This window comes from Marinomonas hwangdonensis (assembly GCF_003721245.1).
Taxonomy (GTDB): Bacteria; Pseudomonadota; Gammaproteobacteria; order Pseudomonadales; family Marinomonadaceae; genus Marinomonas; species Marinomonas hwangdonensis.
In genome coordinates, this window is the sequence record NZ_RIZG01000004.1 from 42,570 (window position 1) to 61,766 (window position 19,197).

Here is a 19,197-nt window from a genome sequence, read left to right on the forward strand (position 1 = left end):
TCTGAGCTTAAATACATCGTGTCTGTAACCTTATTTACCTATGTAATAAGATGACTGAAATGGATACCGTTCTGGATAACCAAAGGCACATAGGATAAAAACAACCATGTCTCATTACGACAAGTTAACGTCACATTACCAAACACTCAGCCACTTTAATCATGCTCAAGCCATGCTTGGCTGGGATGCTGCGGCGAACATGCCATCTGGCGGTAGCGAAGCACGTTCCAATGCTATGGCCGAGTTATCGGTTCATATTCACCGTTTATCAACGCAACCACAGCTAGAAGAGTTGTTTGGTAACGCCGAGCAAGAATCCTTAAGCACAGAACAAAAAGCTAGCTTACGTGAGATGAAACGCCAATGGCAGCAAGCGACCATGGTTCCAGAAGACTTAGTACAAGCGCAATCCATCGCGGGTTCTAAATGCGAACATGCGTGGCGTTCACAACGCCAAGAAAATGATTGGACAGGCTTTGAGAAGAACTGGAAAGAAGTCGTTGCTTTATCCCGTGAAGAAGCCAAAATCCGTGGTGTAGCACTTGGTCTTACGCCTTATGACGCCATGCTCGACAAATACGAGCCGGGCACCACAACTGCGTCGCTTAATACTTTGTTTACCGATGTGAAAACCTGGTTACCAGAACTGATTGAAACAGTACTGGAAAAGCAGCGATCTGAATCCATCATTTTGCCATCAGGCACTTTTTCCACCACGACACAAAAAGCCCTTGGCTTAGAAGTCATGAAGCTTCTGCAATTCGACTTTGACCGTGGTCGACTAGATCAGAGTGTTCACCCATTTTGTGGCGGCGTACCAACCGATGTGCGCATTACCACCCGCTATAATGAGCAAGACTTTGTACAAGCCTTAATGGGCATCGTTCATGAAACAGGCCACGCTCGCTACGAACAAGGCTTGCCAAAAGCGTTTGCCGGATTACCCGTCGGCGAAGCGCGCTCAATGGGGATTCATGAATCTCAGTCCTTATTCTTCGAAATGCAGATCGGTCGCAGTAAACCCTTTATTTCGCATTTATCACGACTCTCAGCGGAAGCCTTTAACGCACACAATGACCCTGTGTTTGCCGAAGAAAACCTCTATAAAATCTATACCCAAGTAGAAAAAGGCTTTATTCGAGTGGATGCGGATGAACTTACTTATCCGGCTCACGTCATCATGCGTTACGAGATCGAACGCGACCTCATCAACGGCGTAATAGAAAACACAGACGTACCCGCACTGTGGGACGAGAAAATGAAAGCCGCTCTTGGCATCTCTACCAAAGACAACTACAAAAACGGCTGCATGCAAGACATTCACTGGACAGATGGGGCATTTGGATATTTCCCAAGCTACACACTCGGCGCCATGTACGCCGCCCAATACAAAGCCACCATGACACAAAACGTCGACTTCGGCTCTGATTTCGATATGGCTATCCAAAGCGGCGATCTAACCCCCATCTTCCAATGGCTCAGCGACAACATCTGGTCACAAGCCTCCCTCCACACCACAGATGAACTCGTCAAACGAGCCGCAGGCGAAACTCTAAATGCCGCGCATTTTAGAAAACATTTAGAAGGGCGATACCTAAAATAAGCCAAGAAAAGACTTCTATCTCTATAGTTATTCGAGATGTTTCCTTAATAACTCGAGTTGAGTGACCTTTTGTCTGTCTTGGTTCACGGTTTATTTTCAGTACTCAAAAAACATCAAACACGTGGGAGCTTATCGGTTAAATTCTCTCTCTTTATTTATGCGGTAATAATACTAACTGGATCAAACACATGGCTCAAAACTACACACCTACTCTTAAAAACTGGCTTTCTCTGTTGTTACTCATTCTGCTGTGGGGGACGTCATTTATGTTTACCGCTGTCTCACTGGAAAGTTTTAGCCCTGTGGCGATAGTCTCTCTTAGAGTCTTGGTTGCAGCGATTATTCTCACTCTCTTTATGTATGCCAAGGGTTGGCGTTTGCCTTTGGACCCTTTGGCTTGGGCGGTATTTTTGCTGCTGGGTATTATGGGTAACTTGTTGCCATTTTTTTTAATCTCCACAGGTCAGAAGGATATTAGCTCGGGCATTACAGGATTGTTGATGGCATTTATGCCGTTGGCGACAATGATTTTGGCACACTATTTTGTGTTAGGAGAAAGCCTTAATCGCTTTAAAGTCTTCGGTTTTATGCTTGGTATTACTGGCGTGGTGATTGTACTTTGGCCGTCGTTAATAGGCGCCCACAGTAACTTACTGAGTGGTCTATTGATTTTACTCGCTACTTTTAGTTATGCAATAAATGCCATTTTGGTGAGGCGATTGCCCTCCTATAACCCTGTTGTAACAGCGGCTGGCGTGATGATTATTTCCAGCATCGTTATCGTGCCATTGTGGCTGTGGCAAGATTTACCGTGGCAACAAAGCTATTCTTTAAAAGCCACATTATCAATGTTGTGGTTAGGTGTCGGTCCAACTGCGTTTGGCACCATTCTCTTGTTTGCCGTTATCGCCATAGCAGGCCCTACGTTTCTTTCGTACATTAATTACATGATTCCTATCGTGGCGTATTTTACTGGCGTGCTTCTTTTAGGCGAAGCCATTGAATGGCAAAGCCTAGCGGCCATGTTATTAATAATTTTGGGGATAGCGCTAACGCGAAAGCGGGTTGCTGATTAAACAAAAAAGCCGACAGGACATTTAGGGTATTAAGTGAATTTAGGGTCAGATGAAAAATTGCACGAATGTTTTATCAAGGCTACTCTCATTGACTGACGACCCATTTAGAAACTAAATTTGGTCATAATAAAGGGGCATTTATGAAGTTATCAGATCAAATCAAACCTATTAGCTATTTGAAGGCTCATGCTGCGTAACCTGTCTACTAACATGCAGCCAATGGTGATCACTCAAAACGGTGATGCTAAGGCTGTTATACAAGACATAAAAAGCTATGAGCAAACTCAATAGACCATGGCGCTACTTAAGATGTTGGCTCTGGGTCAGCGTCAGATTGACGAAGGAAAAATTCAGCCTGTCGGTGATGTTGTTGGCAAGCTTCGTAATCGAAGCTATGTCATGGTGATTGCTAATGTACCGCACAGCGGCTTTGAGTGTAAAACGATCTCCCGATAAAGGATAGCTACATTGCGAAAAGAGCTTAGAGAAAGAATTGTCGAAGTATGTGATCTAAAAATTGAGAAGAAGGGCGCGATGGTTGGGCTATCGTTTTACGCTTTCTTCAAGAATAAAAACGACCAGCCGGAGGTCCTCATGGAAGCCGCTCGGTGGTGGATAGAAACACACAAGTTAGACCACTTTGAAAAAGCGGTTAAGATCAAAGAAATGGTTCTAGCGGGTGTTTAGCTGAGTCATGAAATTCAGTCGCTGCTAAGAAATGTTATCTTCTATGCACATCCTGAGCTAAAATGCTGGCCTTGTCCGTCCCTTAATACATGAGATTTATAAATGACTGCATTTGATACAAAAGTGGAAGAGTTGATCGCTAAACATCCTAATTTAACCAAGGATGAGGCCATCAAAATCGTCACTGAGAAAAATAACCGTAAGAAACAGAAGAGAAATGCAAGATCCAATAAAGGCGATGGTCATAAAGGCTAGAATTTTCCTCTGATCTCAATAGCCTAAACGCGTATACTGACTGTTCATTTACCCGTTTAGGATCCTATATATGTCGCTTCTGTTTGAAGAGCTAGACAGTCAAGACTCATCATTGGGGGAGATTTCCCTCCGTAGGCGCCGCATTCCAGCTTTGGGTGATCGTGATATCTATGAAGTGAAGCTAGGTGATGAGTTTTTAATGTCGAGTATGTTTGTCGCGGCGGAAGAAGCGCTGTCAACGCTGGGCTTGGCGAAGGTGAAAGGCGAGTCGCTGAGTGTTGTTGTGGGCGGTTTGGGGCTGGGTTATACCGCGGTGGCGGCTTTGACCGATGAGCGTATTGCAGAACTGTTCGTCGTGGATGCGTTAGAGACGGTCATTCACTGGCATCAACAAGAGAGAGTGCCGCTGGGCAAAGTGCTCAACGCTGATCCTCGTAATCACTATGTGTTGGGCAGCTTTTTTGATTTAGCAACGGCAACTGAAACAGGCTTTGATCCGCAACATGCCGGTAAGAAGTTTGATGCGATTTTGTTAGACATAGACCATTCTCCCACCGAATATCTGAATCCCTCCAATGCGGGCTTTTACACTACGACGAATTTGTCTCTAATGGCAGAACACTTGATTGATGATGGGGTGTTTGCGATGTGGTCACAGAATCTACCGGAAGACGATTTTATCGCTTTGTTGGAAACTGTGTTTGAGGCCGTAGAATCTCATTTAGTCAAGTTTGAAAACCCTTTTCAAGGCGGCTTTGCCACCAACTCTGTCTATGTGTGCGAGCGTCCCATTCGTAAGCCCTAACTGTTTTGGGGTGGATAATTTAGGGTCAGATGAAAATAGAGCGTTTTTCATCTGACCCTAAATTCACTAAATTCACTAAATTCAATCATCCCCATTTAACCAAAGACGAAGCCATCAAAATCGTCACTGAGAAAAATAACCGTAAGAAACAGAAGAGAAATGAAAGATCAAATAAAGGCGGTGCAAACAAGGGCTAGCAATACGACATATAACACTTTGTAAACACGCGGTTTCGAAGTTGTGTCTTAGTCCATTCTTGGCGAAATGACACAGCAGAAAAAAGGCCCCTTTGTCATGTTGCAAAGGGGCCTTTTGCTTAATGTCGTTTAACTTGCCATACGGCTAGCATTGAAAATTTCAATCCAATAACCGTCTGGGTCTTTAATAAAGGCAATGTTGTTCATCTTGCCATCGCTTAGTTTTTTCTGGAATGGCACACCGAGCGCCTCGAAACGCTGACACGCGCCTTCTAGATCGGGCACATGAAAGCCAATGTGACCAAAACCACGAGGATCGCTGTTACCATTGTGATATTGCGTATTGTCTGGGGTATCGTCCCAGTTATGGGTAAGCTCTAACATGGCAGGGCGACCAAAGGTTTGCGCCGTTCGTTCCGAATCATCGTGACTAATATCGGAAAAATCTTCACCGTGAGTCAGAAAATACAAACTGAATTTCATGTCTGGAAAATCGAGTTTCTTTAATAGCGTCATACCCATCACTCGGGTATAAAAATCGAGTGTGCGCACAGGATCGGCAATGCGCAACATGGTTTGGTTGAATACAAACTCGTTTGTTGCTGGGTCTTTTTCTTCACACAAGCCTTCGGCTTGTTCAAAATGACGACTCATATTTGTACTCCCGTGTGGTAATGAATGTATAACTTAGGAGCTGGGGGCTGGCTGCGAAATTCCAACCCCTATGACCTTGTTCGTTAGTACGCCAGCGCCATCTCTGCCATTTTCATGGTGTTTTCAAACGATTCACAGCCTGCGATAAACAAGCCGTTATGACAGAACATGGCATCGTTTAAACCTGTTACGTCTTGCAGTTCTTTATCAGACAAACCTGCCCACGGCGCGGGGAGTTTTTTACGGTCTTCAAACGAGCCTAGTTCAACTGGTACGGTTTGTATGCGCCATTGTCCTGTTTGCGATGGGTAAACCATAAACAAGGCATCTTGCGATAATCTAAGTACTGTGGTTTTCCATGGTGTATATTGTTCTAACACGATGACTCTTGGATCTTCGGCTTCTTCGATTGCGTTGGCGACGATGGTTTTTGCGTTTACGCCACCGCTTGCTGCGGCGATGAATCGAGTTAATATGCGAGATGCAAAGGCAACCGCTTCATCGAAACAGGCATCAAAATCGCCTTCTTCTTGCCATGTAGGATTAAACATTGATATGGTTTGGCTCAGGCTAATGCCTGTTTGTACACCCTCTACGTGTCCACAATCTATTGCGTCGATGGTAGATACTAAATTTTTATCCAGTGAGTTAGCGACTTCTTGATTGCCAGCGCATATTTCTAGGCCGTACTTTTGCCAAATCAAGCCAAATGATGAAAACGGGATGCCGTTTTCTCGTGTACCTGCGCCGCCTTTTTGGTGGTGATCAAAACGGCCTTTGTCGGCGTCGTATATACCACCTACGTCGACCACAATGTCGGCTTTGGTTATGATTTCTAAGTCACGTGTACGTACTAATTCTATAGACGGAAAAATGCTTTTAAGTGCGGCTACGGCAAATACGTCGTCTGCATGAAAGTTTGCATTGTGCGTTGCGATTACTTGAGTTTGTTCGGTCATTCTATGATCTCTTTTATTGGCATCATTTCACTTAACAGCACACACGTCACTTCACAGTACATACGTACCAAGGGTCGGCATTTTACGGGGTTTTAATGATGGGTGACACCCTTCGTTTCAACCGTATCTAAGGCAAGCTTGTGTAAAAGCTAATAAGAAAAATAAACTGTCGTTTTTATTCAATATTTGAATTTGTAGACCTCTTAACATTGACATCATCTAAAGGCGGCTCTTCCTATGGAAGAACGGCGCCTTCTCTCTACATATGATCATGTCAATTTAAAGGTAAGTGCGATGTTTGAAATTAAAGCTACAGAATCATTAGATGTTATTAAAGAGTTAAAACAACAATACTTTGCGCTATCAACAGCGCCTCTAGACGGAATGTGGCATTTTGGCTTTGTGCCAATGGCTAACCATTTTAGCTTTTACGAACATGATGTGTTGATCGGTTACTGTTGCATCAATGCAGAGGGGTATTTATTACAATTTTTCCTATCACCCACTGCTAATGTAAAGGCAGCAGAGCTATTTACTTCAATCACGAGTCAGAGCAACGCTGAGTTGATGGGTGAAATTAAAGGAGCATTTGTCAGTACCGCCGAGGCGGATTTTCTTTCGCTATGCTTAGATAATTCGTCTTCATTTAAAGTGAATGCCTTAATGTACGTGCAAGACCCACTTCAAACGATAGAAGAAAAGGCGCTATTGCCAATGAAGCTGGTAGAACCATCACAACTGGACACGTGCATTAAATTTGTCAACGAGTCTATCGGTGCTCCAGAAGATTGGCTATCAAGTTACTTGGGTAACTTAATTCAACGTAAAGAGTTATTCGCTTATTGGAGGGGGAATGAAATCTTAGCGACAGGTGAGTGCCGTCTGTTCGATGATTATCAAACGGATTATGCTGAACTGGGTATGATAGTCGCCGAGTCTGAACGTGGTAGAGGTGTCGCAACCCAAGTATTAAAAACGCTGTGTCATAAAGCAAAAGAGCAGGGTCTAAAAGTAATCTGCTCAACTGAAAGAGATAACATCGGTGCACAAAAGGCGATCACTCGAGCAGGCTTTTTCGCTCCCAATCGGCTGATCCAATTTGAATTTAAGCGCACATAGTGATCGCCACTTTTTTGTAATCATAATCATTTATTGATGTGAGTTTATGAAGGGGTACAGGTCACTACAATGCTTAACCAACTTGGTATATATTGAAAATTATACCGTCAGAATTGAGAACGTATGCTGAATTGGATCGAAAGCCCCAAGTCACGAGAAGTTTGCCAATACATTGAATGTTATTGGCTTATTGAAAAAGATGCGCAGTCTGATAGCTATCAACATCCAAAATTGAATCCAGACCCTTGCGCACATTTGATCATATCCCCAGAAAACCAATCCTACCTTTATCAAATAGACGCAATGGATCATAAAGGGATTGGTAGTCATTGGCTGTTTCCGCATCAACACACGTTTCAATTAGATCACTCTGAACCCTTTATTCACTTAGGTGTTAAGTTTAGAGTTGGTGCCATTTACTCTTTAGGACTTGAAGATTGCCCTCACCCAGTGATTGATGCTGTAAAAGATGTTTGCCTTTCCACATTATTAAATGACATTGGGGTATCTGGCGATGAACTTACGCAATTAGGAAGAAGTGATCCAAGTCTCTGTCGGGATAAGTTAGATCGTTTGTTTTCAATTTGGTTGAGTAATTGCAAAGAAGATCAGCATAGTAAATTGACCCGAAAGTCTCTTTTGTTGCTAGATATCATGCCAATATCAGAAATTGGTAACAAGCTTGGTTGCTCGCAGAGAACATTAGAGCGGAGCTTTACTCGTGTTGTCGGATTAACATTGAAACAATGTCAGTCAATGAACACACTTGAAGCTATATTGGAATATCTCTATCAACGTGAAACGATTGATATAGATTGGGCCGAAGTGGCTATTCAATTTGGTTTTAGCGATCAACCTCATCTTATTCGCCAACTAAAAAAACAGATTGGTGTCACTCCTCAGAATTATGCAAAAAATAGAGGGCTAACAATTGATGTATATGGCGGCGTTAATTAAGTCTTTAGTATTACCTTAAATGAGCAAGAAATATTTGTGATCAGAGTGAAACTAAAGCCCTTCCATAGTACGAGATCGACAGTGCATTCGGCTACTTTCCTTAAGATACTTCAGGTGGCATGTCCACCACGTAATACAAAGCCACCATGATATAAAACGTGACACAGGCGAAAACTTAAATACTGTGTATTGTTAAGCAATATAAATAGGAATATGATTCGCAAAACCTTAGGGGAGTAGTCTCTCAGCTTTAGCTGAGATAACCGTCAACAGTCTCCGAACAATCGTTCGTGGCGGTTATATCCAGTTTTCTGGATTGACCAGACTTAAGGCAAGCGTTGTTCTCGGGGGGGAGGGCATTGCTTGCCTTTGTCTCTTCCGCCCCGAGGACGCTAATGTACTTAATCTAACTGTTTTCCTTGCTCTGTCCTTCGCTGGAGGGTTTGGAAATGAATAACCTCAATGGGCTATGGCTTTTGATAAAGCGATACGCCACCGCTATTCTTTTCAAGTCTTGTTTGTTTAGATCAATACTACCCGAATCCATGATCTTTTTTGCATCGTTTCTTTTTTTCAAACGTGAGGTAACGTTATGACGCTCGCTATTTTCGCCTTATTAGGTGGCTTTATTTTGTTGGTATGGAGTGCGGATCGTTTTGTTGAAGGGGCGGCCGTTACAGCAAAATACGCCGGTATGCCTTCATTATTGATTGGTATGGTAATCGTTGGTTTTGGTACGTCGGCGCCTGAAATGGTGGTGTCTGCGATGGCAGCGATGGATGACAATCCTGATCTTGCTTTGGGTAACGCGCTGGGTTCGAATATTGTAAATACGGGGTTGATTTTGGGTGTGACGGCCCTGATTGCTCCGATTATGGTGCAATCTAATATTGTTCGAAAAGAACTTCCGTTGTTGCTGTTAATCGGTTTGGTATTTGGTTATTTGATTTGGGATGGGTCGTTGACACGTTTTGAGTCTGCGCTTTTGTTGGTTGGTTTTTTTGCTTTGGTTGGCTGGAGTATTTATTCTGCAATGAAAGGCAAAGGCGATGCACTTGAAGGCGAAATGGAACAAGAGCTGGTGACCCAGACAATGTCTAAATCCAGAGCCATTTTTTGGTTAGTGTTTGGCCTGGTTGTGTTGATCATAAGCTCTCGGGTATTGGTGTGGGGAGCGGTGAATATTGCCCAAGCGTTTGGGGTGAGCGATTTGATTATCGGCTTGACCATTGTGGCATTGGGAACTTCGTTACCTGAATTGGCGGCGTCTATTATTGCGGTGCGAAAAGGCGAGCACGATATTGCCATTGGTAACGTCGTGGGATCGAATATGTTTAACATACTTGCCGTAATAGGAATTGCGGGGAGTATTTCGCCGATGACAAATTTGTCTGCCGAGGTGTTGTCACGGGATTGGCTGGTAATGATGGGGATGACGGTGATGTTACTGGTTATGGCATATGGTTACCGTCGTGCAGGGCGTATCAATCGATTTGAAGGTGCGGGTCTGTTGCTGGCCTTTGTGGCTTATAACATTTGGCTGGTTTCCTCTGTTATTGAGTAATTTAATAGTGTATTGGTTAGAATAAAACGAAGAAGAGAGGCTTATGCAAGAGACACTGATTCAATTTTGGCAAAATCATTCGGATACGATTATTGCGCTTTGTTATAACCTTGTATTGACCGTGGTGATATTTTTTGCCAGTTCCTTTATGGCAAAAGCGGTGCGAAAGACGATATTAGATACCAATTCTAAGGTAAAAAAGTTAGACGAAACCCTGATACCGATTTTATCGACCGTTGCCAGTTATGCGGTGTATGTGATTGGTGGTGTGTTTATTTTAGATATTTTTGGGGTCAATACGGCCAGTCTTATTGCCCTGATGGGGGCGGCAGGTTTGGCAATCGGGTTAGCGTTAAAGGACACCTTAAGTAATATTGCTGCGGGTATTATGTTGCTGATATTGCGGCCATTTAAGGCGGGTGATTTTATTGAATTTGGCTCAACGCAAGGTACGGTAAAGGAAATCAATTTGTTTACCTGTGTGTTTGAAACAGTTGATGGCTTATACATCGCTTCGCCCAATAGTATTTTGTGGGGGAACAATATTAAAAACTTCACCCGCAATGGTAAGCGACGAATGGATATTGTCGTCGGAATTTCCTATTCAGATTCCATCGACGTTGGCTTGTCTGTATTGCAGAAAATCATCGCCAGTGAACCTAGGCTATTGCCAGATCCCGCGCCTCAGACCATGGTGGTGTCCATGATGGACAGTTCAGTGAATATCCAACTTAGAGCGTGGGCAAAAATTGATGACTATTGGCCGACTTACTGGCATTTAAATAAGCAAGTGAAAGAGTCCATCGAAGAGGCGGGTTTAACCATCCCATTCCCGCAGCGTACTTTGCATGTGGTCACGGAACAAAGTATGCCCATGTTGAAAGAAAAGTCTTAATACTTCCAATAAAAAACACCACAAAAGCGACTTGCTTACCAAGTCGCTTTTAGTCTCCCTCTAGTCGTTTCCAGCCACCTCCTATTCGTAGCGAAAAATTACACTGAGTTCATTAGTAATCACTCCTTTTAAAAGCCCATATTTGGTAGGTAAGGAAAAACAATGAACGCAGCAGAGTTACACGACAAGTCCATTATCATTGACGGTTTGATATGTGCGAAATATAACCGCGAATTATTTGAAGATATGGCAAAAGGCAAGCTGACGGCGGCGAATTGCACTGTGTCGTTTTGGGAAAATTTCGAAGGCACGGTTCGCAATGTGGTTGAGATGAATCAGCTGATTGAAGCCAACAGCGATTTGCTATTAAAAGTCCGTACCACAAAAGATATTCACCGTGCTAAAGCGGAAGGCAAAACGGGCGTGATGATGGGCTTTCAAAATGCCCATGCGTTTGAAGATCAAATTGGTTACGTGCAGATTTTTAAAGACCTGGGCGTGGGCATTGTACAGATGTGTTACAACACGCAAAACTTGGTTGGCACGGGCTGTTATGAACGCGATGGCGGTTTATCTGGCTATGGTCGTGAAATTGTGGCGGAGATGAACCGTGTCGGTATGTTGTGTGATTTATCTCACGTTGGTCCAAATACCGCGAAAGAAGTCATCATCGAATCGAAAAAGCCAGTAGCGTATTCCCATTGTTTGCCTGCGGGTTTAAAAGAACACCCACGTAATCGCACCGACGAAGAGCTTAAGTTCATTGCTGACAATGGCGGTTTTGTCGGTGTCACCATGTTTGCGCCTTTTTTAAAAGCCGGCATTAACGCGACCATTGACGATTATGTCGAAGCCATTCAATACATCTACAACATTGTCGGTGAAGATGCCATTGGCATCGGCACGGACTTTACCCAAGGTCAAGGTTACGACTTCTTCGAATACTTAACCCATGACAAAGGCTATGCCCGTCGTTTGACACGCTTTGGCGAGATTATCAATCCGCTGGGTATGCGTACGGTTGGCGATTTTCCGAACTTGACTGAAGCCTTGTTGAAGCATGGTTTTAGTGAACGTCAGGTGGTGAAAATCATGGGCGAAAATTGGGTGAATCTTCTTGCAGAAGTATGGGGAGAATAATGATGACGACACATGCGCCAGAAATGCCAATTTTAGTGGATGACAAAACCGGAGTTTGGACAACCGATGCCTTGCCCATGTTGTATGTACCACGTCACTTTTTTGTCAATAATCACATGGGCATTGAAGACGAGATCGGTACCGAGCGTTATGCCGAGATTTTATACAAAGCGGGTTACAAGTCTGCCTATTTTTGGTGTGAACAAGAGTCTGCATGTCACGATATTTACGGTGAAGACATTTGGCACCATTACTTGAAGCGTCTATCTCAACGTGGCTGGGGCTTTTTTATTACCGAAGCATTAGACATAGAAAAAGGCACGGCAAAAGTGCGTTTAGAAAATTCAGCGTTTGTTTACCACTACGAAAAAATCCACGGTAAAAAAGTCAATCGCAAGGTGGATTATATGTTTACAGGTTGGTTTGCGGGTGCGTTGGATCAGATCTTAGAAAGCAAAGGTTTGACGACTCAAACGAAAGCGATTCAAACCCAGAGTGCAGCCGAGGAAGGCTGTGATGTAGGGTACTTTGAAGTCACACCGCTGTAATTCACTTTAATAAGGCTGTTTTTATGTCCCAGTATGATGCGTTGTTCGAGCCACTTAACATTAATAAATTAACCATCCGCAATCGTATTGTCAGTACGGCTCATGCCGAGGTGTACGCCACTGATGGCGGCATGACGACAGATCGTTATGTGAAGTATTACGAAGAAAAAGCCAAAGGCGGTTGTGGCCTGTGTATTTGCGGTGGTTCCAGTGTGGTGTCCATTGATAGTCCACAAAGCTGGTGGAGTTCGGTGAATCTTTCGACAGATCGTATTATTCCTCATTTCCAAAATCTGGCCGATGCGGTGCATAAACACGGCGGCAAGATCATGATTCAAATTAGCCATATGGGGCGTCGCTCTCGCTGGGACGGAGAAAACTGGCCCAACTTAATGTCGCCTTCTGGCATTCGTGAACCGGTTCACCGTGCGACCTGTAAAACCATCGAAGTGGAAGAAATGTGGCGTGTGATTGGGGACTTTGCCCAAGCCGCGCGTCGTGCCAAAGAAGGTGGTTTGGACGGCGTGGAACTGTCTGCGGTTCACCAACATATGATTGACCAGTTCTGGTCGCCACGAGTCAACAAACGTACCGATGAATGGGGCGGCACCTTTGAAGGTCGCATGAAGTTTGGTATGGAAGTGCTCAAAGCGGTGCGCGCTGAAGTGGGGCCGGATTTTGTCGTGGGTATGCGTATTACCGGCGATGAGTTCCATCCCGATGGCTTGGGCCACGAAGAAATGAAGAAGATCGCACAGTATTATGACGCCACTGGCATGGTGGATTATTTTGGTGTGGTGGGTTCCGGTTGCGATACGCACAATACTTTGGCCAACGTGATTCCAAACATGAGCTACCCGCCTGAGCCGTTCCTTTATTTGGCGGCGGGAATCAAAGAAGTCGTGAATGTGCCTGTCATTCACGCGCAAAACATCAAGGATCCGAATCAAGCCAAACGCATTATTGAGGCTGGTTATGTGGATTTTGTCGGCATGACACGAGCGCACATTGCGGACCCGCACTTTATCGCCAAGATAAAAATGGATCAGGTAGATCAAATTCGCCAGTGTGTGGGCGCGAACTATTGTATCGATCGTCAGTATCAAGGTTTGGATGTCTTGTGTATTCAAAACGCCGCGACATCGCGGGAATACATGGGCTTGCCGCATATCATTGAAAAAACCACAGGCGTCATTCGTAACGTGGTTGTGGTTGGCGGTGGTCCTGGTGGATTGGAAGCCGCGCGTGTTGCCGCGGAGCGGGGTCATAAAGTCACCTTGCTCGAGAAAGCGGACGAGTTGGGTGGGCAGTTAGTCTATGCAGCCAAAGCGCCGCAGCGGGATCAAATCGCAGGTATCACTCGCTGGTTGGTGATGGAAATCGAGCGTTTGGGCGTAGAGGTGCGTTTGGGCACCGCGGCCAGCGAAGAGATGATTAAGGCATTGAATCCAGACGTGTGCATCTTGGCAACTGGCGGCCGTCCTTTCTTGGAGCAAAACCCAGAGTGGGGCGCGGCGGAAGGCTTAGTGGTATCTACTTGGGATATTCTCAGTGGCAAGGTGGAACCGGGTAAAAACGTCTTGGTTTACGACACCATTTGTGAATTCTCTGGTATGTCGGCGGCGGACTATTTGGCGTCCAAAGGGTCATTGGTTGAATTGGTTACTGACGATATTAAACCGGGTGTTGGCATTGGTGGCACGACCTTCCCAACCTATTACCGCTCTTTGTACGAAAAAGAAGTCATCATGACCTCGGACATGCTGCTCCACAAGGTTTACCGCGAGGGCGATAAATTGGTCGCTGTGCTTGAGAACGAATACACCGCGCAAAAAGAAGAGCGGGTCGTGGATCAAGTTGTCGTCGAAAACGGCACGCGTCCCATTGAAGACTTGTATTACGCTCTAAAACCAAGCTCGCTCAATAAAGGTCAAATTGATAACGAAGCCTTGTTTGATATTAAACCGCAACCGGTTTTAGCAGAAGAGAAGGGCGCAGGCATGATCTTGTGGCGGTTAGGTGACATTGTGTCGCAGCGCAATGTTCACGCCGCCATGTACGATGCTTTGCGTCTTTGCAAAGACCTCTAAGCTAATGAGGGGGTTACTATGATGCTTGATTGGTTAGTTCCAACTTTAATAAGCGTTTTGCTGGTGCTTGCGAGTATCGGTGCGGTGCGTCGAATCAATTTATGGCGCGCAGGGCAGGCGGAAAAAGTCAACATGCTGGCGGGTCTGCTGGCCATGCCAAAACGCTATTTGCATGACCTTCATCATGTGGTGGATCGGGACAAATACATTTCCCGAACTCACGTGGTGACCGGTGGTGGTTTTGTATTGGCGATGGTGCTGGTGGTGTGTGTTCACCTGTTTGGTGTCGACAGTAAGATTCTTGCGTGGGCTTTATTGGCGGCGTTGGTGATGATGTTTTGTGGTGCTCTTTTTGTTTATAAGCGCCGTATTAATCCGCCTTCACGCCTGTCGAAAGGGCCGTGGATGCGTTTGCCAAAAAGTTTGCTGACTTTTTCGATTACTTTTTTTGTGTTGACTCTGCCTGCTGTGGGAGTGCTACCGGAGGGCTTTGGTGGTTGGCTGCTTACTTTGGTTTTGTCAGTGTTAATCTTAATGAGTCTCAGTGAAATGCTGTTCGGTATGACATGGGGTGGGCCGATGAAGCACGCGTTTGCGGGGGCGTTACATCTTGCCTTTCATCGTCGTCCAGAGCGTTTTGGTGGCGGTCGATCTACTGGGTTAAAACCAGTCGATTTTGGCGTTGGCGTAAGTGCGAAAGAAGTGCACGGCGTGGCGAAGCCAACGGATTTCAAATGGAATCAGTTATTAGGTTTTGATGCCTGTGTGCAATGTGGTCGTTGCGAAGCGGTGTGTCCGGCGTTCGCGGCGGGGCAGCCGCTAAACCCTAAAAAACTGATTCAAGATATGGTGGTGGGTTTTGCGGGGGGCACAGATGAAAACTACGCGGGCAATCCGTATCCTGGTATTGACCTTGGTCACGCGAAAGGCGAGCCGAATCAGATTATTACCGATGGTTTAATCCATCCCGATACGCTGTGGTCATGTACCACTTGCCGCGCCTGTGTGGAAGAGTGCCCAATGATGATTGAGCATGTGGATGCGATTGTTGATATGCGCCGTTTCTTGACGCTGGAAAAAGGCGAAACGCCGAACAAGGGGGCACAAGTCCTCGAAAATATTATCGCGACGGATAATCCGAATGGCTATGCGCCAGCGAGTCGAACTCACTGGGCGGCGGATCAGAACTTGCCTGTTATGAAAGACGTGAAACAAGCCGATGTGTTGTTTTGGGTCTCTGACGGTGCGTTTGATATGCGTAGCCAGCGGATTCTGCGTGCGTTTGTCAAATTGATGAAAGCCGCCAATGTAGACGCGGCGATTCTAGGAGACGAAGAATTAGACAGTGGTGATGTGGCTCGTCGTTTGGGCGATGATGCGACGTTTCAAAGCTTGGCGAAACGTAACTTGGCAACCTTGTCGACATATCAGTTCAATAAGATTGTCACGACTGACCCTCATGCCTTTCATTGTTTGAAAAACGAATACGGTGATTTTGGTTCTGATGCTCTACAGAACGTGGAAGTATTGCATCATACGATGTTTTTGAATCGCTTGGTAAAAGACGGCCTTTTGCAACTGGAACCCTTTAAAGGTGGCAAGGTAACCTATCACGATCCTTGTTATTTAGGACGTTACAACGGGGAATACGAAGCACCTCGTGAACTCTTGGCGAGTTTGGGTATTGATGTCGCTGAAATGGAGCGATCAAAATTCCGTTCTCGTTGCTGTGGTGGCGGTGGTGGTGCACCGATTACGGACATTCCGGGCGAACGTCGTATTGCCGATATGCGCATGGAAGATGTTGTCAGCACTGGCGCCAGCATGGTGGCCGTTGGTTGTCAGCAGTGTACCGCTATGTTGGAAGGCGTGGTAGAGCCAAGGCCAGTGGTGCGAGATATTGCTGAAATACTGGTGGGCCAGTTAGTTGAAGCAACGTCGATTAGCGTGAAAGAGGAGGTGGTTCATGAGTGATTTTTCTTTGGAGGAGATGTTGCGTCGCGACCCAAGGAACGAATGGATCGCCCGTAATCGTTTGCACCCGCTGCACGACACTGTGCTGTCTGCCGAGCAGGGTGAAAGGCGTGGACCATCCGGCTTGCTGCGAAAGGATCCTCATCTTGTCGGTTTTATTGGTCCTAATGGGATTAAGCGGATCGATCGCGCGGATGTGTTTTCTTCTGTAGGTGCTGAGCTAGCAGGCAAAAAGCGCAGCACTGAAGCAAAAGCGGTGTCATTGCCATGGCATATTGTCGAAAATCCAGCAGGCTACATTATGGTGGTAGCGGATATGGTGGGCGGGCGTTTGACGCGTCATGACAAAGATATTTTAGGATTGGCGCATCAACTTGCGACTGAAAAAGCCGCCGTCGCCGTGGTGTTGGTGTGTTTTGGAGAGAGTAAAGAGACACAATTTGATTTAGCGGGGGTGGATCGCTTGATTCATCTGGCAGGTCAGGAATTTAATGGCTTTGCACCAGAGGCAAGGCTAGCGGCACTGGAACAGATAGAAACACAATTTTATCCGGATTATTGGTTGTTTCCAGACAGCGTGAACGGTGGGGCGGATTTGGCTTCCCGTTTGGCCGCTCGGTTAGGCGAACGACCCGCGACTCAAGCGTGGCAGGTGAATGGCACACAAACGCTGTGTCGTGGCGCTTCGTCGAGTGTGGACATTCGCCGCGCAACACCGCGTATTTTGATGCTGCTCGAAGAATGTGCCGACGCCATAGACAGCACACGCCATCAGGCTTTGCCGCTTCAAATCAAGCCATTAGCCGCACTGAAGAAATCAAATGGCTCGTCGAAGATGCTAGACAGAGGCATGATAGACGTGGATGCTAGCGCGGTTCCTTTGGCGGAAGCAGAGTTTATCTTGTCAGCGGGTAACGGCATTCATAATTGGAACCAGTTCCACGCCGCGGCGGCCGCGTTGGGTGCGACAGAAGGTGCCAGCCGTGTGGCTGTAGACGATGGCTTTATGCCGCGAGAGCGACAAGTGGGGGCATCAGGCACCTGGGTGACCGCTCGGGTGTATCTGGCGGTAGGCATTTCGGGTGCTATTCAGCATATGCAGGGGATTGGGCAATGTGACAAGGTGGTGGCGATTAATACGGATGCCGGTTGTGACATGGTGAAACGGGCAGATTTGGCCGTGATTGCAGACAGTGACGCCGTACTAGCTGAGCTAACAAAACTGGCTAACGCCTTTATGGCGTCAAAACAGCAAACGTCTTCTAAACAAGGGGAGAAGAGTGATGCCGCCTAATATCAATGTGGTTTCTTTGGTGTCTATTGGTCGCCATCCTCAGTCGGGTCGTGCTCGTCGAGCGGAGCAAGATGGTCGCGCTGTTGAGTTAGGTTTAACAATGGTGGGTGAAGCATTAACGGTATTGCATGCAGGCAATCCACAAAACCCTGTGTTACGCCAATATGCCGGCATGGGATTGCCCAGTTTGACTGTGCTAGATCAAGCTTCCAGCTGTGACGCTGTGTCAGTATTGCTGCGTTATTTGCGTAAAAATCCAACCGACATTGTGTTAACTGGGGTGCGCGCAGAGAGAGGCGAGTCCTCCGGCATGTTGCCGTACTTGTTGGCGGAGCAGTTGGGGTGGCCTTTGGTGCCTAAAGTCGCCGAGATTGTGAGCGTACAAGATGGTAAGGCCGATGTTTTGCTGGCATTGCCTCGTGGTCAACGTCGTTCGGTACAAGTCAGTTTGCCTTTTATTGCCACCATCGATAATGCTGCGCCAGAAGCCCGTCAAAGTGCGTTTGGCCCCGGGTCGAGAGCGCTTTTTAGCATTCAAAAAGGCGACAACCTTGCGGACGACGCCTTCATGGAGTGGAAAATAAGCCCTGCTAAACCACGACCAAAACGTTTAAAAGTGGTCAAAGCAAAAACCGCTGCCGATCGAATGAAAGCCGCGACGGCTAAACCAGTGGGGGGCGGCGGTAAAATAATGAAACAAGAAAGCCCAGAAGAAAAAGCCCAAGCTATTTTCGACTTATTACTTGAAGAAAAAGTCATTCGCTAAATAAACATATTCCTAGGTCACCCTTATGATGATAGTAGACTTAATTGACGAAGTGGATTTAAAAGACAAGCTCAGGTTACTAGGGGCGCCGATCCACCAGGAACAGCGGTTAGCCGATGTGCAAGAAACGGTGTTATTGTGGCTGGAAAATGACCCTAAACACTTGGCTCTCATACACGGTCTGTGCAATGAGCTGCAACAAAGTCATATAACGGTTCATCCGAGTGTGATGCAAGTCATAACCGCACTCGATCAGGCCTCTCAGTGATTCATTGTTAGCCCACTTACCTTTTCATGAGAGAAGAATGTGGGCATCTAGGTGAGGGTTTTGTTACATTTTGTTGTTTTTATTGATTAGCCCTAGTGCGTTTTCAGTTTGTGTCGTAATGTTATTTGAAGGGAAAACAAAAATACTGAAGGGATGCGTGAAGTGTGCGATTTGACGAAAGTATCCGAGACAGTATGAGCTGATTAATGTCTTTTTCTATTATTATCATTTTTTTGAAGTAATGTGCTGAGATATTTTCTTTTAATCATTGTTAAAGTACTTGGTTGATGTGATTGCTCTAGCTGTCTGTTAACACAATGTATTTATTGAATGTTGTTTATTTCCA

General features: G+C 45.8%; 20 protein-coding genes. 18 read left to right on the forward strand and 2 right to left on the reverse strand.

Annotated elements, in window-relative coordinates; translation table 11 throughout:
* The first annotated feature begins 106 nt into the window (after positions 1 to 106).
* The 7 genes from EBI00_RS08160 (at position 107) to EBI00_RS16055 (ending at position 4,623) form a co-directional block, all read left to right on the forward strand.
* Positions 107 to 1,603 (forward strand): carboxypeptidase M32, encoded by a 1,497-nt coding sequence (locus EBI00_RS08160; RefSeq protein ID WP_123095443.1) that lies wholly within the window; start codon positions 107 to 109, stop codon positions 1,601 to 1,603.
* 188 nt (positions 1,604 to 1,791) lie between these two features.
* The gene (locus tag EBI00_RS08165) at positions 1,792 to 2,679 is read left to right on the forward strand and encodes a DMT family transporter (protein WP_123095444.1); all 888 of its coding nucleotides are present in this window, start codon (positions 1,792 to 1,794) and stop codon (positions 2,677 to 2,679) included.
* Positions 2,680 to 2,973: 294 nt separating this feature from the next.
* The gene (locus EBI00_RS16160) at positions 2,974 to 3,135 is read left to right on the forward strand and encodes a hypothetical protein (RefSeq protein ID WP_241556986.1); all 162 of its coding nucleotides are present in this window, start codon (positions 2,974 to 2,976) and stop codon (positions 3,133 to 3,135) included.
* Positions 3,136 to 3,147: 12 nt separating this feature from the next.
* Complete coding sequence (locus EBI00_RS08175; RefSeq protein ID WP_123095445.1) at positions 3,148 to 3,366, forward strand: DUF6500 family protein; 219 nt, start codon at positions 3,148 to 3,150, stop codon at positions 3,364 to 3,366.
* 102 nt (positions 3,367 to 3,468) lie between these two features.
* Complete coding sequence (locus EBI00_RS16050) at positions 3,469 to 3,621, forward strand: hypothetical protein (protein WP_174714909.1); 153 nt, start codon at positions 3,469 to 3,471, stop codon at positions 3,619 to 3,621.
* 70 nt (positions 3,622 to 3,691) lie between these two features.
* Positions 3,692 to 4,426 (forward strand): spermidine synthase, encoded by a 735-nt coding sequence (locus tag EBI00_RS08180; RefSeq protein WP_123095446.1) that lies wholly within the window; start codon positions 3,692 to 3,694, stop codon positions 4,424 to 4,426.
* A gap of 29 nt (positions 4,427 to 4,455) precedes the next feature.
* Entirely contained in the window at positions 4,456 to 4,623 is a 168-nt protein-coding gene (locus EBI00_RS16055; protein ID WP_174714910.1) for a hypothetical protein, read from the forward strand.
* A gap of 129 nt (positions 4,624 to 4,752) precedes the next feature.
* Here EBI00_RS16055 and gloA read toward each other — a convergent pair whose 3' ends face one another.
* Both gloA and EBI00_RS08190 read right to left on the reverse strand, forming a co-directional pair.
* Positions 4,753 to 5,277 carry a lactoylglutathione lyase gene (gene gloA, locus EBI00_RS08185; protein WP_123095447.1) on the reverse strand — a complete coding sequence of 175 codons (525 nt, stop codon included), beginning with the start codon at positions 5,275 to 5,277 and terminating at the stop codon, positions 4,753 to 4,755.
* A gap of 83 nt (positions 5,278 to 5,360) precedes the next feature.
* Positions 5,361 to 6,236, reverse strand: coding sequence for an MYG1 family protein (locus tag EBI00_RS08190; protein ID WP_123095448.1), 876 nt, complete (start codon positions 6,234 to 6,236; stop codon positions 5,361 to 5,363).
* A 237-nt stretch (positions 6,237 to 6,473) separates the two neighbouring features.
* Between EBI00_RS08190 and EBI00_RS08195 the strand changes: the two genes are divergently transcribed.
* The 11 genes from EBI00_RS08195 to EBI00_RS08245 all read left to right on the forward strand — a co-directional run bounded on the left by EBI00_RS08195 (position 6,474) and on the right by EBI00_RS08245 (position 18,851).
* Complete coding sequence (locus EBI00_RS08195; protein WP_241556987.1) at positions 6,474 to 7,355, forward strand: GNAT family N-acetyltransferase; 882 nt, start codon at positions 6,474 to 6,476, stop codon at positions 7,353 to 7,355.
* 123 nt (positions 7,356 to 7,478) lie between these two features.
* Positions 7,479 to 8,312, forward strand: coding sequence for a helix-turn-helix domain-containing protein (locus tag EBI00_RS08200; RefSeq protein WP_123095450.1), 834 nt, complete (start codon positions 7,479 to 7,481; stop codon positions 8,310 to 8,312).
* Between the two features lie 592 nt (positions 8,313 to 8,904).
* Positions 8,905 to 9,876, forward strand: a complete 972-nt coding sequence (locus tag EBI00_RS08205) for a calcium/sodium antiporter (protein WP_123095451.1) — start codon at positions 8,905 to 8,907, stop codon at positions 9,874 to 9,876.
* A 43-nt stretch (positions 9,877 to 9,919) separates the two neighbouring features.
* Complete coding sequence (locus tag EBI00_RS08210) at positions 9,920 to 10,771, forward strand: mechanosensitive ion channel family protein (RefSeq protein ID WP_123095452.1); 852 nt, start codon at positions 9,920 to 9,922, stop codon at positions 10,769 to 10,771.
* Between the two features lie 162 nt (positions 10,772 to 10,933).
* Entirely contained in the window at positions 10,934 to 11,911 is a 978-nt protein-coding gene (locus tag EBI00_RS08215; RefSeq protein WP_123095453.1) for a dipeptidase, read from the forward strand.
* A gap of 2 nt (positions 11,912 to 11,913) precedes the next feature.
* Positions 11,914 to 12,459: a DUF5943 domain-containing protein gene (locus tag EBI00_RS08220; RefSeq protein WP_123095673.1), complete on the forward strand. Its 546-nt coding sequence runs from the start codon at positions 11,914 to 11,916 to the stop codon at positions 12,457 to 12,459.
* A gap of 23 nt (positions 12,460 to 12,482) precedes the next feature.
* Positions 12,483 to 14,549, forward strand: coding sequence for a dimethylglycine demethylation protein DgcA (gene dgcA / locus EBI00_RS08225; RefSeq protein ID WP_123095454.1), 2,067 nt, complete (start codon positions 12,483 to 12,485; stop codon positions 14,547 to 14,549).
* A gap of 18 nt (positions 14,550 to 14,567) precedes the next feature.
* Positions 14,568 to 16,523: a (Fe-S)-binding protein gene (locus tag EBI00_RS08230; RefSeq protein WP_277749199.1), complete on the forward strand. Its 1,956-nt coding sequence runs from the start codon at positions 14,568 to 14,570 to the stop codon at positions 16,521 to 16,523.
* Entirely contained in the window at positions 16,516 to 17,817 is a 1,302-nt protein-coding gene (gene etfA, locus EBI00_RS08235; RefSeq protein WP_123095455.1) for an electron transfer flavoprotein subunit alpha, read from the forward strand. Before EBI00_RS08230 ends, etfA begins: the two co-directional genes overlap by 8 nt.
* Positions 17,807 to 18,583 carry an electron transfer flavoprotein subunit beta gene (gene etfB, locus EBI00_RS08240; protein ID WP_123095456.1) on the forward strand — a complete coding sequence of 259 codons (777 nt, stop codon included), beginning with the start codon at positions 17,807 to 17,809 and terminating at the stop codon, positions 18,581 to 18,583. The genes etfA and etfB overlap by 11 nt, the downstream gene beginning before the upstream one ends.
* A gap of 25 nt (positions 18,584 to 18,608) precedes the next feature.
* The gene (locus EBI00_RS08245; RefSeq protein ID WP_123095457.1) at positions 18,609 to 18,851 is read left to right on the forward strand and encodes a hypothetical protein; all 243 of its coding nucleotides are present in this window, start codon (positions 18,609 to 18,611) and stop codon (positions 18,849 to 18,851) included.
* Positions 18,852 to 19,197: the final 346 nt, after the last annotated feature.

Coding starts and splice junctions, on each gene's coding strand:
- EBI00_RS08160 (WP_123095443.1), top strand. CDS start 107: ATGTCTCATTACGACAAGTTAACGTCACATTACCAAACACTCAGCCAC.
- EBI00_RS08220 (WP_123095673.1), top strand. CDS start 11,914: ATGACGACACATGCGCCAGAAATGCCAATTTTAGTGGATGACAAAACC.
- EBI00_RS08190 (WP_123095448.1), bottom strand. CDS start 6,236: ATGACCGAACAAACTCAAGTAATCGCAACGCACAATGCAAACTTTCAT.
- gloA (WP_123095447.1), bottom strand. CDS start 5,277: ATGAGTCGTCATTTTGAACAAGCCGAAGGCTTGTGTGAAGAAAAAGAC.
- EBI00_RS08215 (WP_123095453.1), top strand. CDS start 10,934: ATGAACGCAGCAGAGTTACACGACAAGTCCATTATCATTGACGGTTTG.
- EBI00_RS08165 (WP_123095444.1), top strand. CDS start 1,792: ATGGCTCAAAACTACACACCTACTCTTAAAAACTGGCTTTCTCTGTTG.
- etfA (WP_123095455.1), top strand. CDS start 16,516: ATGAGTGATTTTTCTTTGGAGGAGATGTTGCGTCGCGACCCAAGGAAC.
- EBI00_RS08245 (WP_123095457.1), top strand. CDS start 18,609: ATGATGATAGTAGACTTAATTGACGAAGTGGATTTAAAAGACAAGCTC.
- dgcA (WP_123095454.1), top strand. CDS start 12,483: ATGTCCCAGTATGATGCGTTGTTCGAGCCACTTAACATTAATAAATTA.
- EBI00_RS08200 (WP_123095450.1), top strand. CDS start 7,479: ATGCTGAATTGGATCGAAAGCCCCAAGTCACGAGAAGTTTGCCAATAC.
- etfB (WP_123095456.1), top strand. CDS start 17,807: ATGCCGCCTAATATCAATGTGGTTTCTTTGGTGTCTATTGGTCGCCAT.
- EBI00_RS08230 (WP_277749199.1), top strand. CDS start 14,568: ATGATGCTTGATTGGTTAGTTCCAACTTTAATAAGCGTTTTGCTGGTG.
- EBI00_RS08205 (WP_123095451.1), top strand. CDS start 8,905: ATGACGCTCGCTATTTTCGCCTTATTAGGTGGCTTTATTTTGTTGGTA.
- EBI00_RS16055 (WP_174714910.1), top strand. CDS start 4,456: ATGAAAATAGAGCGTTTTTCATCTGACCCTAAATTCACTAAATTCACT.
- EBI00_RS16160 (WP_241556986.1), top strand. CDS start 2,974: ATGGCGCTACTTAAGATGTTGGCTCTGGGTCAGCGTCAGATTGACGAA.
- EBI00_RS08195 (WP_241556987.1), top strand. CDS start 6,474: ATGGAAGAACGGCGCCTTCTCTCTACATATGATCATGTCAATTTAAAG.
- EBI00_RS08210 (WP_123095452.1), top strand. CDS start 9,920: ATGCAAGAGACACTGATTCAATTTTGGCAAAATCATTCGGATACGATT.
- EBI00_RS08180 (WP_123095446.1), top strand. CDS start 3,692: ATGTCGCTTCTGTTTGAAGAGCTAGACAGTCAAGACTCATCATTGGGG.
- EBI00_RS16050 (WP_174714909.1), top strand. CDS start 3,469: ATGACTGCATTTGATACAAAAGTGGAAGAGTTGATCGCTAAACATCCT.